This window comes from Hyphococcus flavus (genome assembly GCF_028748065.1).
Taxonomy (GTDB): domain Bacteria; phylum Pseudomonadota; class Alphaproteobacteria; order Caulobacterales; family Parvularculaceae; genus Hyphococcus; species Hyphococcus flavus.
In genome coordinates this window covers 2,559,025-2,574,112 of the sequence record NZ_CP118166.1, presented here as the reverse complement: position 1 = coordinate 2,574,112, position 15,088 = coordinate 2,559,025, and the positions used below count along the sequence as shown (strand labels likewise).

16 protein-coding genes are annotated in these 15,088 nt (G+C 55.9%); 9 read left to right on the top strand and 7 right to left on the bottom strand.

Translation table 11 applies throughout. The features are described from left to right. Positions 1–109: 109 nt before the first annotated feature. The 3 genes from PUV54_RS12365 to PUV54_RS12355 all read left to right on the top strand — a co-directional run bounded on the left by PUV54_RS12365 (position 110) and on the right by PUV54_RS12355 (position 3,582). Positions 110–2,188 carry a M13 family metallopeptidase gene (locus PUV54_RS12365; RefSeq protein WP_274492563.1) on the top strand — a complete coding sequence of 693 codons (2,079 nt, stop codon included), beginning with the start codon at positions 110–112 and terminating at the stop codon, positions 2,186–2,188. Between the two features lie 209 nt (positions 2,189–2,397). Then, on the top strand, positions 2,398–2,871 hold the full coding sequence (gene greA / locus PUV54_RS12360; RefSeq protein ID WP_274492562.1) for a transcription elongation factor GreA: 474 nt from the start codon (positions 2,398–2,400) through the stop codon (positions 2,869–2,871). 144 nt (positions 2,872–3,015) lie between these two features. After that, positions 3,016–3,582 (top strand): DUF1579 family protein, encoded by a 567-nt coding sequence (locus tag PUV54_RS12355; protein WP_274492561.1) that lies wholly within the window; start codon positions 3,016–3,018, stop codon positions 3,580–3,582. Between the two features lie 24 nt (positions 3,583–3,606). Here PUV54_RS12355 and gmk read toward each other — a convergent pair whose 3' ends face one another. The 7 genes from gmk to fabD form a co-directional block, all read right to left on the bottom strand. After that, positions 3,607–4,251, bottom strand: a complete 645-nt coding sequence (gene gmk / locus PUV54_RS12350; protein WP_274492559.1) for a guanylate kinase — start codon at positions 4,249–4,251, stop codon at positions 3,607–3,609. A 9-nt stretch (positions 4,252–4,260) separates the two neighbouring features. Continuing rightward, positions 4,261–5,151, bottom strand: a complete 891-nt coding sequence (locus PUV54_RS12345) for a YicC/YloC family endoribonuclease (RefSeq protein WP_274492557.1) — start codon at positions 5,149–5,151, stop codon at positions 4,261–4,263. Next, on the bottom strand, positions 5,151–6,176 hold the full coding sequence (gene mltG, locus PUV54_RS12340) for an endolytic transglycosylase MltG (protein ID WP_274492556.1): 1,026 nt from the start codon (positions 6,174–6,176) through the stop codon (positions 5,151–5,153). Before mltG ends, PUV54_RS12345 begins: the two co-directional genes overlap by 1 nt. Before the next feature lie 62 nt (positions 6,177–6,238). After that, positions 6,239–7,525, bottom strand: coding sequence for a beta-ketoacyl-ACP synthase II (gene fabF / locus PUV54_RS12335; RefSeq protein ID WP_274492555.1), 1,287 nt, complete (start codon positions 7,523–7,525; stop codon positions 6,239–6,241). A 126-nt stretch (positions 7,526–7,651) separates the two neighbouring features. Beyond that, positions 7,652–7,888, bottom strand: a complete 237-nt coding sequence (locus tag PUV54_RS12330; protein WP_274492554.1) for an acyl carrier protein — start codon at positions 7,886–7,888, stop codon at positions 7,652–7,654. 154 nt (positions 7,889–8,042) lie between these two features. Beyond that, positions 8,043–8,780, bottom strand: coding sequence for a 3-oxoacyl-[acyl-carrier-protein] reductase (gene fabG, locus PUV54_RS12325; protein WP_274492553.1), 738 nt, complete (start codon positions 8,778–8,780; stop codon positions 8,043–8,045). A gap of 29 nt (positions 8,781–8,809) precedes the next feature. Beyond that, positions 8,810–9,745 carry an ACP S-malonyltransferase gene (fabD, locus tag PUV54_RS12320; RefSeq protein ID WP_274492552.1) on the bottom strand — a complete coding sequence of 312 codons (936 nt, stop codon included), beginning with the start codon at positions 9,743–9,745 and terminating at the stop codon, positions 8,810–8,812. Positions 9,746–9,878: 133 nt separating this feature from the next. On the opposite strand from fabD, the gene PUV54_RS12315 reads away from it, so the two are divergent. The 6 genes from PUV54_RS12315 (at position 9,879) to alr (ending at position 15,068) form a co-directional block, all read left to right on the top strand. Beyond that, positions 9,879–10,898 (top strand): glycosyltransferase family 4 protein, encoded by a 1,020-nt coding sequence (locus PUV54_RS12315; RefSeq protein WP_274492551.1) that lies wholly within the window; start codon positions 9,879–9,881, stop codon positions 10,896–10,898. A gap of 213 nt (positions 10,899–11,111) precedes the next feature. Continuing rightward, positions 11,112–11,483, top strand: coding sequence for a 30S ribosomal protein S6 (gene rpsF, locus PUV54_RS12310; RefSeq protein ID WP_274492550.1), 372 nt, complete (start codon positions 11,112–11,114; stop codon positions 11,481–11,483). 18 nt (positions 11,484–11,501) lie between these two features. Then, positions 11,502–11,726 (top strand): 30S ribosomal protein S18, encoded by a 225-nt coding sequence (rpsR, locus tag PUV54_RS12305; protein WP_274492549.1) that lies wholly within the window; start codon positions 11,502–11,504, stop codon positions 11,724–11,726. 5 nt (positions 11,727–11,731) lie between these two features. Continuing rightward, positions 11,732–12,352: a 50S ribosomal protein L9 gene (gene rplI, locus PUV54_RS12300; RefSeq protein ID WP_274492548.1), complete on the top strand. Its 621-nt coding sequence runs from the start codon at positions 11,732–11,734 to the stop codon at positions 12,350–12,352. A gap of 87 nt (positions 12,353–12,439) precedes the next feature. Then, positions 12,440–13,927 carry a replicative DNA helicase gene (locus tag PUV54_RS12295; protein ID WP_274492547.1) on the top strand — a complete coding sequence of 496 codons (1,488 nt, stop codon included), beginning with the start codon at positions 12,440–12,442 and terminating at the stop codon, positions 13,925–13,927. A gap of 58 nt (positions 13,928–13,985) precedes the next feature. After that, positions 13,986–15,068, top strand: coding sequence for an alanine racemase (gene alr, locus PUV54_RS12290; protein WP_274492546.1), 1,083 nt, complete (start codon positions 13,986–13,988; stop codon positions 15,066–15,068). Positions 15,069–15,088 lie beyond the last annotated feature (20 nt).

The window sequence follows — 15,088 nt, the reverse complement described above, 5'->3', positions numbered from 1 at the left end:
GCATAGTTCCTGCGCCGGACAGCCTTTTTCATTCACCGCGCTTGAGCTAGTTTCAGCGTAATGCTGGCTCGCTCTAAGCGGCCGGCATGATGAATGAAGGGAAAAACCGATGAAATTGAAATTGATCTGCAGCGTCGCCGCTGCAGCTCTTGCTGCTTGTGCGATGTCCGCATGTTCGCAGCAGGAAGCTTCGCAAACGGAACAAGGGGCTCAACCGGGCTCACAATCGGCGCAGCTTGGCGACTGGGGCGTCGAGCTTGATCAGCGCGATACTTCCGTCGAGCCGGGTGACGACTTTAACGCTTACGCAAACGGGACCTGGCTCAAGGAGACGGAAATTCCAGGCGATCTCGCCCGCTACGGCATGTTCGATCAGCTACGTCTCGACGCAGAAGCTGACATTCGCGCTATTGTGGAAGAATTGGCTGACAAGAATTCAGAGCAAGGCAGCCTTGAACAAAAAGTCGGCGACTTTTACGCGTCATGGATGAATGTGGACCGGCTCGACGAATTGGGTACAGTCCCGCTGCAATCACATCTTGATGCGATTTACGGTATTGATACTGACGAAGCGTTGATGCAGGCCTATGCAAGCCTTCACGGCGATGCGCCCTTCGGCGTCGGCATTATCCCCGACCCGGCAGACACGACAAAGTACATTGCCTTCGTTGGACAATCCGGTCTCGGCATGCCGGACCGCGATTATTATCTGAACGAGGAAGATCGCTTTGTTGAGTATCGAGAGGCTTATGACGACTACGTCACGAGCGTGTTCACCCTCGCCGGTCTCGACAATCCCGCAGATCGCGCCGACGCTGTCATAGCGCTCGAAACTGAACTCGCGAGCGTTCATTGGTCACAACAGGATTCGCGCGACATCCAGAAGATTTATAACCCCATGTCGCAGGAGCAGCTTTCCGCGCTCGCGCCGGAATTCGACTGGCCCATAATCCTGTCAGAAGCCGGCCTAAGCGATGTGCCCACATTCGTTGTTGCACAAACAACAGCTATTGACCGCGCCGCTGAGATCTTCGCCAATACGGGTCTCGACACCATCAAAGACTATCTGGCGTTTCATTTTATTAATGCGCAGACACAAAATCTCTCTACAGACTTCGACGACGCAAGTTTCGAGTTTTTCGGAAAAACCCTTCAGGGAACGGAAGAAAAGCGTGAACGCTGGAAACGCGGCGTACAACAGATCAATGCCGGTCTCGGCGAAGCGGTCGGGCAGATTTATGTCGAACGTCATTTTCCGCCAAGTTACAAAGCCGAGATGGAACAGCTCGTCAGCAATCTTACCTCAGCTTTAGAAGTAAGGCTTCAGGAAAACGAATGGATGGATGACGAAACGCGCGAACAGGCGCTGTTAAAGCTGTCAACATTCGAACCGCGCATTGGCTACACGGAAATATGGACGGACTACTCCCCGCTCGAAATCAGTAAAGACTCATTGCTGGAAAATGCATTGGCTATTACTGCGTTTCAGTGGCAGGAACAATTGAACCGTCTCGGCGGACCGGTTGACCGCGAAATATGGCCATATCCGCCGCAAACTGTGAACGCGTCTTACAACCCCTTATTAAACCAGATCACATTCCCGGCGGGCATTCTGCAACCGCCGTTCTTTGATCCGTATGCTGATCCGGCTGTCAACTATGGCGCTATCGGCGCTGTCATCGGCCACGAGATCGGTCACGGCTTTGACGATCAGGGCCGGCGGTTCGACGAGCTAGGCCGCATCCGCGACTGGTGGACCGATACGGCGAACAATCGCTTCCAGGAACGGGCTGACAAACTCGGCGCGCAATATGACAGCTATGAGCCTATTGAAGGCTTGAACGTCAACGGCACGCTGACCATGGGCGAGAACATTGGCGATCTCGGCGGGCTGCAGATGGGCTACGCTGCGTATCACCGTTATCTCGACGAGTGTTGCGGCGGCGAGGCGCCAGTCATCGATGGCCTCACAGGCGACCAGCGTTTCTTCCTGGGATGGGCGCAGATCTGGCGGGCCAAGATGCGTGAGGACGAACTGCGTCGCCGGGTTCTTACCGATCCACACAGCCCGCCCCAGTATCGGATCAACGGCATCGTGCGAAATCACGACGCCTGGTATGAAGCCTTTGGCGTTACCGAAGACGATGCGCTCTACCTGCCGCCGGAAGAGCGCGTAGGCATCTGGTAACCGGCAGGCAAGGATAATCTATTGTTTTCAATAGATTTTCTGGCGCTAAATGACATTTTCTTGACCCGGCGGCCTTGAACTCAGCGCCGCCGGGGACTATCTCAAACGCTAAGCATGTAGCGACGGCCGGCGCGGAAACGCCCGGCCGCGCTCTTTTTTTCGCTTAAATTCCAAAGCGCCTTGGGCGTGACGATGAGAAAGGGCGGGAAATGGAAAAGTTCCCCATGACCTTGGGCGGTTACCAGAAACTGGAAGCCGACCTTAAAAAACTAAAAAACGAAGAACGCCCGGCGGTGATACAGGCGATTGCGGAAGCGCGCGCGCATGGCGACCTTTCGGAAAACGCCGAATATCACGCCGCCAAGGATCGCCAGGGCTGGATTGAAAGCCAGATCGTCGATCTTGAGGATAAATACACCCGCGCCCAGGTAATTGATGTGGCCTCCCTCGATGGCGATACGGTCAAGTTCGGCGCTACGGTCACGCTCATCGACGAAGACACTGAGGAAGAAAAAGTCTGGCAGATTGTCGGCGAACTGGAAGCCGACGTGAAACAGGCGAAAATTTCCGTCTCCTCACCCATCGCCCGTGCGCTGATCGGCAAGGCGCAAGGCGACACGGTGGAAGTCGCGGCGCCCGGGGGCGCACGATCTTACGAAATCGGCAAAGTCGAATTTAAATAGTCTCGCCGAGGTTTCATGAATGCTGTGCGGTTCGATCAAACGAACCGTACACGAGACTAACGGTTTCATCGTCAACTACTCATCAGGTCTGTGTGCGTGGTATGCAGACAGCAACTTTGTATGTTCTGACGAGAGGAAAATTCCGTGAAAAAACTAGTCGTGGTTTTAAGCCTGCTGGCTGCAGCCTTTGGGTCGACTGCAACGCTCGCGCAGCAGCAACAAGACAATGCACATCAACTAGCGATGCAACGGCTTACCCCCCTTAAGGGCGAGTTCATTGTTGAGGGGGTGCGCCATACACCGGACGGTGAAGCGTCGTTGCGTAAATCAGAAGCAAAAATCGAATACATTCTCAATGGTTACGGCCTGCAGGATCGCTCCGAGGCCGACATGGGGACCGACGCGCCGGTCAAACTTCTCACCACCCTCAGTTATGATCCTTATCGCAAGGTCTATCGCGTAAGCGTCCTGGACGACACGTTCGGACTGATGGACATCTATGAAGGGCGCTTCATCGAAGAAAACATTCTAGCCGTCACCAACTTGCGCGCTGACACTTATTTTCCCCTGAACGATGAGGGCGACAGACTGCATTTCATGCTGCGTTGGGACATGTCCGCAGACGTCAAAAAGTTTGACGTACTGATGACAAGAGATGGCGGCGCTTCGTGGTCGCCCTATTTCGAGATGACCTACACGCCAAAGAAATAATTCAGCGCTCTGAGAGTGTGGGCGTCACCCGTCGCCGATCATGTCTTTGACTATCGCGGCAAGACCGATCTGGCGGCGGCGTTTCAAGCGCTCGGCGAATAAAATCGAGCGCAAGAGCTCCTCGGACTCGTCGAGATCATAATTGATGATGACGTAGTCATACTCAGCCCAATGGGACATTTCGGAGTCGGCTTTCGCCATTCGTTTTTGAACGACATCCTCAGGGTCCTGCGCGCGCTTGCGCAAGCGTGCCTCCAGCTCTTCGCGCGATGGCGGCAGGATGAAAACCTTGACGACATCTTCGCCTGCGACTTCGTCGAGCTGTTGCGCGCCTTGCCAGTCGATATCGAACAGAACATCCTTCCCTTGCCGTAACGTATCTTCGACAAGGCTGCGCGGCGTACCGTAGTGATGACCGAAGACATTGGCGGATTCCAGAAACTCGGCATTTTCACGCATGCGCGTGAACTCTTCTTCGGAAACGAAGTAATAATCCTTGCCGTGCGCCTCGCCCGGGCGGCGCTGACGGGTTGTTGCCGAAATCGATAAAGTCAGGTTGTTGTCGCTGGCGAGCAATCGATCAGCAAGCGTTGTTTTCCCGGCGCCAGAGGGGCTTGAAAGAATGAACATGAGGCCCCTGCGGGCGACGCTTAAATCTCCGCCAAGCATGAGGTTTCCTTATTCAACATTTTGCACCTGCTCGCGTAGCTGATCGATCACGCGCTTCAGGTCGAGACCAATGCGCTTCAATTCCATATCCTGTGCTTTTGAACAAAGCGTATTGGCCTCGCGATTGAATTCCTGCGTCAGAAAATCAAGCTCGCGGCCGACCGGCGCATTTTTTTGCAATAATGACCGCGCCATCTCGACATGCGACGCCAGCCGATCAAGCTCTTCTCGTATGTCAGCTTTGACCGCCAGCAACGCCGCTTCCTGCGCCAACCGGTCTTCTGGGATTTTCCCTTCGGACAATAGTTCGGTCAATTGCGCTTCTATACGCGATTTGATGGCGTCCGGCGTTGATGCCGCAAGCGCCGCCGCCTTGCCGGTGAAATCCTCAATCTGATCGAGCTGTGACGCCAACACGCCGGCTAGCGCCTCACCTTCTTTACGCCGCACGTTCACCAAATCATCGACAGCTTTTTCAAACGAAGCAAGGATATCGGCAAACAGATCATTCCGCTCTTTTTCTTCTAACGCTTCGTCCATCGGTTCGACAACGCCGCGAATGGCAAGCACGCCTTCGGGCTGCGGCTGTGCATAGGCGCCATCGCTTCGCAACTTCTCAATCATGCCCAACACGTTCGCCAGCATCGCCTCATTTATTCGGTATTGAGGCGCATCGGTGCTCGATGAAATAGTCAAGCTTGCATTGAACGATCCGCGCGTGATCTTGTTTTTCAGCGCTTTTCTTAATGACGGATCAAGCCCCTCGTAACCTGATGGCACGCGGCATCGCCATTCAAGTCCGCGCGCATTGACGGTCCTAACCTCCCAATTCCACCGCCAGCGGTCGTGGGCGCCGTCGGCCCGGGCAAAGCCGGTCATAGATGCGAGCGTGGATTTCACTATTCGGCCTGTTGTTGCGCGCGCAGCTCACGCTCAATCCGGCGCCATTGTGCAACATTGCGTTCGTGATCGCGCAAGTTCGTCGCAAAGGCGTGACCGCCCGTCCCGTCGGCGACGAAAAACAGATCTTCCGTGTCCGCCGGATTAAGCACCGCCTCGATGGATGCGCCGCCCGGATTGGCGATAGGCGTCGGCGGCAAACCGCGAATGACATATGTGTTGTAGGGGGTTTCACCTCTTAACTCGCTTTGCCTTAGACCGCGCCCTAACGGCTCACCCTGCGTAAGGCCGTAAATGATCGTCGGGTCGGATTCTAAACGCATGCCGCGTTTCAACCGGTTGACGAACACGGCCGCGATGCGGTCGCGTTCTTCCGGCACGGCTGTTTCCTTCTCAACGATCGACGCCAGGATCAAGGCTTCAGCAGGGGTTGAAAACGGCAGCTCAGTCGCACGCTCATCCCAGAGCGCATTTATCAACGCGTCCTGCGCGGTCATCATTCGCTGCAGTACCTGATCACGCGTATCACCGCGGTGGAAGGCATAGGTTTCAGGCAGTAACGCGCCTTCCGCGATTTCCAGGGTCACTTCGCCAGTCAGTATCTCGTTGTCGTTGATAGCGCGAAGAATTTGCGCGGTCGTCAACCCTTCCGCCGCCGTGAAGTAGTGAAGAATGCTTTTGCCTTCGACCAGCATGTCGATGATTTCCAGCACGCTGGCGCGCGCGGGAATTTCATACTCCCCCGCCTTGACCTCGTTTTGCTGCTGGCGAAGACGGACGGCGGCGACAAAAAGTTCGGGATGCTCAATAGCGCCCGCATCATGCAGTTCATCGGCGATTGTCGAAACCGCGCTGCCGCTTTTCAGCAAGACGATTGTGTTCTCTTGCAAGGGCCCGTCATTTACCGCCATGCGATATCCTAGATACCCGCCAGCGCCGAGCGCGATGGCTGACAACAGGAACAACCCGACCAAAAACAACAGGAAGGACTTTACCGCGCCGCCCCGCTGCTTTCTACATTTCATCGTATGGCCTGTTTCCATGCCGCCCCTCTTTGCATTTTTGCGCTTACGATTCCCGAGAGAGCTTAGCCCTCAACGCGCCGCATAACCAGAGAAGCGTTCGTACCGCCAAATCCAAAGGAATTTGAAAGAGCTACGTTGATCGGCGTTTTATGGGCCTGTTTTGGGACAAGGTTGATCGGCGTTTCGACCGATGGATTGTCAAGATTGAGGGTCGGCGGCGCGACACCATCGCGGATCGCAAGCAGGCAGAATATAGCTTCTACAGCGCCAGCCGCGCCCAGCAGATGCCCAATCGACGATTTAGTTGAGGACATGACAAGCTTGCTCGCGGCGTCGCCAAACAGCCGTTCGACCGCACGCAGCTCAATCTCATCGCCCACTGGCGTCGACGTGCCGTGTGCGTTGACATAATCGATATCTTTCGGCTCAAGGCCAGCGCGTTTCAGCGCCATCTGCATGGAGCGATATCCGCCATCGCCGTCCTCTGCAGGCGACGTGATATGGTAAGCATCACCTGAAAGACCGTAGCCGATAATCTCGCCGTAGATTTTCGCGCCCCGCGCCTTGGCGTGCTCATATTCTTCGAGGACGACAAAGCCCGACCCCTCGCCCATGATAAAGCCATCACGGTCTTTATCGTAAGGACGTGACGCGCATTTCGGATCATCATTGAAGTGTGTCGTCAACGCTTTGCAGGAGGTAAAACCTGATATGCCGATCGGACAGATCGCAGCTTCAGCGCCGCCGGCGAGCATAATGTCCGCATCATCGAGCGCGATAAGCCGGGCGGCGTCGCCTATGGCGTGCGCGCCGGAAGAACACGCCGTCACCACCGCATGATTAGGCCCCTTCAATCCGAGCCGGATTGAAACCTGTCCGGAAACGAGGTTGATCAAATTCCCGGTAATGAAAAACGGAGAAACGCGGCGCGGCCCTTTTTCGTTCAGCACCAGCACTTCGCGTTCAATGCCGCTCAGCCCGCCAATGCCTGAACCGGTCATCACCCCGGCGCGCTCAAATTCCTCGCTGGTTTTCAGTTCAAGACCGGAATCATCGAACGCCATCTGCGCGGCGGCAAGGCCATACAATATGAAATCGTTGATGCGGCGCTGTTCACGCGGCTCGACCCAATCATCAGGATTGAATGCGGCCTCGCCCGCTTCTTCGCCGCCGCCGGAACCGTCTGCTCTGGGCACGGAACAGGCGATCGTACACGCCATATTCGACGCATCGAACTGTTCGATGGGTCCGGCGCCAGACTCGCCAGCAACCAATCGCCGCCAGACAGGTTCAATCCCCGCCCCAAGAGGCGAGACCATGCCTAATCCGGTAACGACTACGCGGCGCATAACGAAGCTCCCTGTGCTGAACCGCAGTAGGGAAATAAATGATGCGGCGCCTGTTTGTCGGAAAAATTCAACGCAAACGGCGCCGCTGGTCTATTCCCGCCAGCGGCTCGCCAGCGCAAAGGGCTTTTAGCCCTTTTGCTCTTCAATAAATTTGATCGCGTCGCCAACCGATTGAATCGTTTCAGCCGCATCATCAGGGATCTCAACGTCAAACTCTTCCTCGAACGCCATCACCAATTCGACAATATCAAGACTGTCAGCGCCGAGGTCATCAATGAAGCTGGCTTTCGGCTCAACTTTCGCCGGGTCAACATCAAGATGCTCGACAACAATTTTTTTAACGCGTTCTGCAAGATCAGACATTCAACGCTCCTTGGTCTCTTACGTGTTTATTACGCTAATTAACGGGTTTGCGACACTCGCGGCGAATACGCCCGAAACGCGCCTTTCGCGCGGGGATTACGGCATATTGCAGATTGTTGCAACGCCAAAACCGCCGCGTTTCCAGGCCAGGGGTTTAAATCATGGCCATCCCGCCATTCACATGCAGGGTCTGACCTGTCATGTAGCCGGCTTCTTCGGACGCGAGATAGATGGCTGCAGCAGCGATATCCTGCGGCGTCCCCATGGCGCCGGCCGGAATTTTCGCGAAAATCGCCTCTTTTTGCTGGTCATTCAACGCATCGGTCATCGCTGTCGCGATAAAGCCCGGGGCGATGCAGTTTACCGTCACATTCCGGCTCGCAACTTCCTGCGCCAGCGATTTTGTCATGCCGATCATGCCAGCCTTGGACGCTGCGTAATTCGCCTGGCCCGCATTGCCGGTTACACCGACCACAGACGTCACGCCGATGATGCGGCCGAAACGCTGCTTGGTCATGCCACGCAGAGCAGCCTTCGCCAGCCGGAAATACGCGGTCAGGTTGATCTTGATCACGTCGTCCCACAGATCCGGCTTCATCATCATCATCAGATTGTCGCGCGTCACGCCGGCGTTGGAGACGACAATATCAAGCCCGCCCATGGCTTCGCTCGCCTGCTTCGGCAAGGCGTCCACGGCGTCAAGGTCGGACAGGTTGCATGGCGTTACATGCACGCGTTCTTTAAGGTCGCTCGCCAGCGCATCCAGCTTTTCCGCGCGCGTGCCGGAGATGGCCACAGCGGCGCCTTGCGCATGCAGCGCCCGCGCCACCGCGTCGCCAATGCCGCCGGTCGCGCCGGTAATGAGCGCCCGCTTGCCGGTAAGATCAAACATATTTCATCCTTTTATCTGTCTACAGAGGATTAAGCCTTCATGAATGAGTCGATATCGCCGGGCTCGCCGACGTTCATAGTCCTCGCTTCCTTGGCGATGCGCTTCACAAGGCCGCTGAGCACCTTCCCTGAACCGGCTTCGACGAACTCATCGCAGCCTTGCGCAACCATATTTGAAACGCTCTCCGTCCACCGCACGCGCCCTGTCACTTGCTTTACGAGCAAATCGCGAATTTCGTCCGGAGTCACGCATTCTGCTGCCGTTACATTGGCGATAAGCGTTGTCGCAGGCGCCTTGATCTCGGCTTTCTCCAGCGCTTCCGCCATGCGTTCCGCCGCCGACTGCATCAGCGAAGAGTGAAACGGCGCGGAGACGGGCAAGAGCTTCGCGATCTTGGCGCCGAACTCCTTTGCGCCCGCGCATACCGCTTCGACGCGTTCTTTTTCTCCGGAAATCACGACCTGACCCGGCGCGTTATCATTGGCGATTTCGCAAACGCCTTCACCTCCACTTGCGTCAATCGCTTTTTGCGCGCCGTCGAGATTGACCCCGATCAGCGCCGCCATGGCGCCCTTGCCAACAGGAACCGCCGCCTGCATCGCTTCGCCGCGAACGCGCAAAAGCCTGGCCGTATCGGAAAGCGAAATCGCCCGCGCCGCACAAAGCGCGGAATACTCGCCCAGCGAATGACCCGCGACGAACATGGCGTTCGAGATATCGACGCCGACTTCTTTTTCCAGCACGCGCATAACAGCGATGGAATGCGCCATCAGCGCCGGCTGCGTGTTCGCTGTCAACGTCAGTTCTTCAAGCGGACCGTCGCGCATTAGCGCCGAAAGCTTCTGGTCTAGTGCATCATCGACTTCTTCAAACACCTCTCGGGCGGCTGGAAATGCTTCCGCCAGGGCTGCGCCCATACCAACCGCCTGACTGCCTTGCCCGGGAAAGATAAAAGCGCGCGCCATATCGCGACCGTCTCCTCATCTATTAGAAACGGCGGGCATAACCGCGCCGCCACCCAAGAGCAAGAACTCTAGCGGAAACTATCGCTTCCGCGCGCAATCAAGCTAATAGAGGCAGGTAAACTTACAGGATTATATGTCCAGTCAGCCGCCTATTCGCATCGCAACAATTTCCAACAACCCGGACCCCGATTGGGCGTGGTTGCGCGATGTCGCTGGGGCTGATTTCACTATCGCCAATCGCCCGCTCGAATGGCGGGCGTTTTCAGTCGCTGGAAAGGCTGGCGTTGAAAACGCGGCGACCCGTTTCTTCGGTACACGCCGCCTTGCATTCGCAGCAGCCAAAAAGCCTTTCGATCTGATCGTTTCTCACGGACCGTGGACAACCGCCTGGACTGAGTGGTTCGGCCGGAAAGGCGCCGCGAAACACCTTGCTTATTCGTTCAATTTTACCGACCTGCCCACAGGCCCGCGCAAAGCCATAATGCGGCCTGCCTTCAACAAAGTTGATGCTTTCGCCGTATTTACCGATGCAGAACAAAAGCTTTATGAGCATTTCTTCAATCTGCACGAGAGCAAACTGCTGCGCGCGCCATGGGGCGTTGCGCCTCCAATCGCTTCACCAGGCGAGAAAACCATCGACAGCGATTATTATGCGGCGCTTGGTGGCGAAGCCCGAGATTATGCGGTGCTGTGTGAGGCTGCGCGCCGCTGTCCCGGCCTTCAATTCGTGGCCGTGGCGCGGCCGCAAAATTTCGATGGTTTGGAGGTCCCTGACAACCTGACCGTGTTGTTTAACCTGCCGTTTGAAGAAGCCTGGTCGATCATCTGGCACGCCAAGGCGGCGCTATTGCCTCTGCGCAGCCGGGAAACCCCTTGCGGACTCGTCTCTCTCGTCGGTGCTATGCACCTTGGCAAAGCGCAGATCGTCACCGCAGCGGCTGGCGTGTCTGAGTATATTGAAGACGAAAAGACAGGCTTGCTCATCCCGCCAAATGAAGCTGAGGCCCTGACCACGGCCGTTCAGCGCCTTGAGAACGACCCTGCCCTCGCCGCCCGCCTGGGAGATACCGCCAGAACCTATGCGGCAGCTCATTGCAGCGAAGCGGCGACCGTCGCCTTTTTCCGGGGCCTCATGGAGCGCTGGTTCGCTTAACCCTTACCCTTTTCGCGCCTGCGAAACGGCTCTTGCAAATGCGCCGGCCCTCGGTTACACCCCGCGCCTTCACGAGCGATGGTCGCGAAGCGCTTGGGGCATGTCCTCAAGTTCAAGGGATGGTCCCTTAGTTTTGCGAGCCGCAGGCCGGTAGAGGATCGCCAGCTCTGATCCTTGAAGGTCTCCATCGCCTAGATGCAGGAGCTGGCTATAATGCCGCTATACGAGCATATTTTTATCGCGCGTCAGGATATCTCTCCGGCGCAAGTCGAAGGCTTGACCGAAACGCTCGCCAAGATTGTCACCGACAATGGCGGAAAAATCGAAAAGTCTGAATATTGGGGGCTTCGCAATCTCCAGTACAAGATCAAGAAAAACCGCAAAGGCCATTATAGCCTTTTCAATATCGACGGTCCGGCTGAAGCCGTGCACGAGCTTGAGCGTCAGGAAAAAATCAATGACGATGTTCTGCGCATCCTCACAGTGAAAGTCGATGAACTCGATCCCGAACCGTCTCCGGTCCTTTCGCGCCGTGATCGCAACGACAAAGGCGATCGTGACCGCGGCGATCGCGGACGCCGGTAACAGGGAAAGGTATTAACAATGGCCAAACCATTTTTCAGACGCCGTAAAACTTGTCCTTTCTCCGGCGATAATGCGCCGAAGATCGATTACAAGGATCCTAAGTTGCTACAACGCTTTGTATCAGAGCGTGGCAAAATCGTTCCGTCGCGGATTTCCGCAGTGTCTCACAAAAAGCAACGCGAACTGGCCCGTGCGATCAAACGCGCGCGCGTACTGGCGCTGTTGCCTTACGCCTCGGAGTAAGACCAATGGAAGTCATCCTCCTAGAACGCGTTGAAAACCTCGGCCAGATGGGCGACGTTGTTAAGGTGCGCCCGGGCTACGCCCGCAATTTCCTGCTGCCGCAGAAAAAAGCGCTGCGCGCCAACGACAACAACAAGAAGGTTTTTGAAGCGCAAAAAGCCGAACTCGAAGCGCGCAACCTTGAGCGCAAGAAAGAAGCCGAAGCCGCAGCCTCAAAGATCGACGGACAAAGCTTTGTCCTCATTCGACAATCTTCGGAAACGGGTGTTCTTTACGGCTCCGTTTCATCACGCGATATCGCCCATACCGCATCGGAAGCTGGCGTTCATATCACTCCTTCACAGGTTCGCCTCGACAAACCGCTTAAAGCACTTGGCGTGTTCGGCGTTCGTGTTAAGCTTCACCCGGAAGTTGACGTCACCATTAACGTCAACATCGCCCGCTCAGAAGATGAAGCTGAACGTCAGGCGCGCGGTGAAAACGTTCTTGCGCGAGCTGAAGACAAGCCCGTTGAAGAAGAAGCGTCTGAAGATGCAGCGCCTGAATTCTTTGACGAAGGCGCGGGCGTCGCTGTTGAAGAAAACACAGAAAGCGACAACGAAGAAAACAAAACCGACGTAAGTTAGTATCGGTTACAAAACTCTCCCTATGGGGGAAAATAAGCGCGCCGGCTGTCTGTTCAGCCGGCGCTTTTTTTGGTTAAACAGCCTGCCATGGCTGACGGATCAAACCCAGGATCATCAATTAATCAAGGTACGGAGGAAAAGCTCCCCGTCAGCCTCGACGCTGAGCAAGCAATTCTCGGCGCCATTCTTTTTGACAACGAAATTTTTTATCGCGTTTCGACATTTCTTAAAGACGAGCACTTCTACGACCCTGTTCACCAGTTGATTTATCAGGCATGCGGCGACCTTATCAATTCGGGGCGTCTCGGATCGCCTGTCACTATCGATACGTACCTTGCCAATGCTCAAGGGTATCTCGATGCTGGCGGCAAAACCTATCTCGAGCAATTAGCGGCGAGCGTTCCCTCGACAGCGGGTGCGGCGGACTACGCCAAAATCGTTTTCGACCTTTCCGTCTGTCGCGGCCTGATGTCGATCGGATCGGAAATGTTCGACCGCGCAAAAGTCGCCACGCTGGATGATCAACCCGATCAGCAACTGCAGGACGCCGAACAGGCGCTCTACAAGCTCGCCGAAACCGGCAAATATGGTGGCGGCTTCAAATCTTTTCGTTCCGCCATCACCGAAGCCATTGAACTTGCCAATGCTGCGGTGAAACGCGACGGCGGCCTTGCCGGGGTCTCAACGGGCCTGCGCGACCTCGATCGCATGATGGGCGGGCTACATCCATCTGACCTTGTCATTCTCGCCGGCCGCCCATCCATGGGCAAAACCTCGCTCGCCACCAACATCGCGGTCAATGCGGCCAAGGCCTATCGCGCAGAAAAGCAGGCTGATGGCGTCATGAAGACCACGGACGGCGCCGTTGTCGGGTTCTTCTCACTCGAGATGTCGGCTGAACAGCTCGCAACCCGCATCATTTCCGAATTCGCCGAAGTGTCGTCTGAAAAAATACGCCGGGGTGAAGTCGATCAGGAACAATTCGACAAGATTTATCACGCCGCACGCGATCTTGAAAAACTGCGGCTTTATATCGACGATACTGGCGGGCTTTCCATCGCACAGTTGGCCGCGCGCGCACGCCGATTGAAGCGACAGCACGGGCTTGGCTTGCTGATTGTTGACTATCTGCAGCTTCTTGTTGGTTCCGCGCGACGCAACGATGGCCGTGTGCAGGAAATCACTGAAATCAGTCAGGGACTGAAAGCGCTTGCGAAGGAACTGGACGTGCCTGTGATTGCCCTGTCACAGCTCTCCCGTCAGGTGGAATCGCGGGACGATAAACGTCCGCAGCTTTCTGACTTGCGTGAATCCGGCTCGATCGAACAAGACGCCGACGTCGTTCTGTTCGTTTACCGCGAAGAATATTATCTGGGCCGCATGACGCCGCGCGAAGGCACGGAAGAACACGCCAAGTGGCTTGAGCATCTGGAAAGCGCCAGAAACAAAGCTGAAGTCATCATCGGCAAACAGCGGCACGGTCCGATTGGCAATGTGGAGCTTCGTTTCGACGGCAGCCTGACGAAATTCTCCAACCTTGCAGACGATCGCTACGACGACAGCTTCCGCGGTTAAACTGTCTCCAACTCTATTTCCCTTTTCGCAGTCTGAAAACCTGTTTATTGCTAGTGCAATGAACACACCTCCAATCACTTTTGACGGCGGTCCATGGGCCGATATCAACTTGTCCGCGCTATGTGCAAACTTCGCCATGATCCGCGACCAGGCGCCCGGCGCCGAAACTGCCGCCGTCGTTAAGTGCGATGCATATGGTCTGGGCTCTGCGCCAATTACAAAAGCGCTATTAGAACGAGAAAAATGTCAGACGTTCTTTGTTGTTTATCCAGAAGAAGGCGCAACGCTGCGCACGCTTTTGAAAACATCCAGCCCGCGCATATTCGTGTTCGACGGTCCCAGCGAGAAAACCCTTCCCCTCTTCGATCAGTTCAACCTGATCCCGGTCATCAACAGCATTGCGGAAGCAAATCTTTGGCGCACGCGCATGGGCGTCAAACCCGCTGGCGTTCACATCGATACCGGCATGAACAGACGCGGCGCGCCTGTGAGCGACGTTGCAGAAATCGCAAAACTTGATCTCAACATCATCATGGCTATGAGCCATCTTGCCTGTGCGTCGGAACCTGAGCATCCTAAAAACAGAATGCAGCTTGATGCATTCAAGGACGTAGCGGCCAGTTTTCCCGATGCGCAACTCAGTCTCGCAGCATCCGGCGGCGCACTTATGGGCAGGGACTATCACTTCGACCTTATTCGCGCAGGGATCGCGCTTTACGGCGGCACGCCGTTTGAAACTGATGATGAGCGTATCACGCCCGTAGTGGCGTTACGGGCGCCAGTCGTGCAGCTCAGAGAACTGGCACCCGGCGAGACCATTGGTTACGGCGCCACCTTCATCGCAAAGCGCCCTTTTCAGATCGCAACGGTCGCGCTCGGCTATGGCGACGGCTACCCGCGTGCAGGGTCAAACCGCGCCAGCGCGATCATCAATGGCGAGCGCGCGCCGCTTGCCGGGCGGGTTTCCATGGATTTCATCACGCTTGATGTGACGGACCTGAAGAATCCGCCCAAAATCCATGATATTGCAGAGTTTTTCGGACCTGCCCTGCCCGTGCATGAAACCGCGCAGAATTGCGATAGAGTGCCCTACGACATGTTTACAGGTCTTGGCGGCAGAGTTGATCGTCGCTACGTCTAGTTACTCATGAGGGGAGTTTC

Bases quoted from the DNA above. Each gene is read 5' to 3' on its own strand.
- rpsF (WP_274492550.1), top strand. From the start codon at position 11,112: ATGCCGCTATACGAGCATATTTTTATCGCGCGTCAGGATATCTCTCCG.
- PUV54_RS12295 (WP_274492547.1), top strand. From the start codon at position 12,440: ATGGCTGACGGATCAAACCCAGGATCATCAATTAATCAAGGTACGGAG.
- greA (WP_274492562.1), top strand. From the start codon at position 2,398: ATGGAAAAGTTCCCCATGACCTTGGGCGGTTACCAGAAACTGGAAGCC.
- fabD (WP_274492552.1), bottom strand. From the start codon at position 9,745: ATGGCGCGCGCTTTTATCTTTCCCGGGCAAGGCAGTCAGGCGGTTGGT.
- PUV54_RS12315 (WP_274492551.1), top strand. From the start codon at position 9,879: ATGTCCAGTCAGCCGCCTATTCGCATCGCAACAATTTCCAACAACCCG.
- alr (WP_274492546.1), top strand. From the start codon at position 13,986: ATGAACACACCTCCAATCACTTTTGACGGCGGTCCATGGGCCGATATC.
- rplI (WP_274492548.1), top strand. From the start codon at position 11,732: ATGGAAGTCATCCTCCTAGAACGCGTTGAAAACCTCGGCCAGATGGGC.
- rpsR (WP_274492549.1), top strand. From the start codon at position 11,502: ATGGCCAAACCATTTTTCAGACGCCGTAAAACTTGTCCTTTCTCCGGC.
- gmk (WP_274492559.1), bottom strand. From the start codon at position 4,251: ATGCTTGGCGGAGATTTAAGCGTCGCCCGCAGGGGCCTCATGTTCATT.
- PUV54_RS12365 (WP_274492563.1), top strand. From the start codon at position 110: ATGAAATTGAAATTGATCTGCAGCGTCGCCGCTGCAGCTCTTGCTGCT.
- PUV54_RS12330 (WP_274492554.1), bottom strand. From the start codon at position 7,888: ATGTCTGATCTTGCAGAACGCGTTAAAAAAATTGTTGTCGAGCATCTT.
- mltG (WP_274492556.1), bottom strand. From the start codon at position 6,176: ATGAAATGTAGAAAGCAGCGGGGCGGCGCGGTAAAGTCCTTCCTGTTG.
- fabG (WP_274492553.1), bottom strand. From the start codon at position 8,780: ATGTTTGATCTTACCGGCAAGCGGGCGCTCATTACCGGCGCGACCGGC.
- fabF (WP_274492555.1), bottom strand. From the start codon at position 7,525: ATGCGCCGCGTAGTCGTTACCGGATTAGGCATGGTCTCGCCTCTTGGG.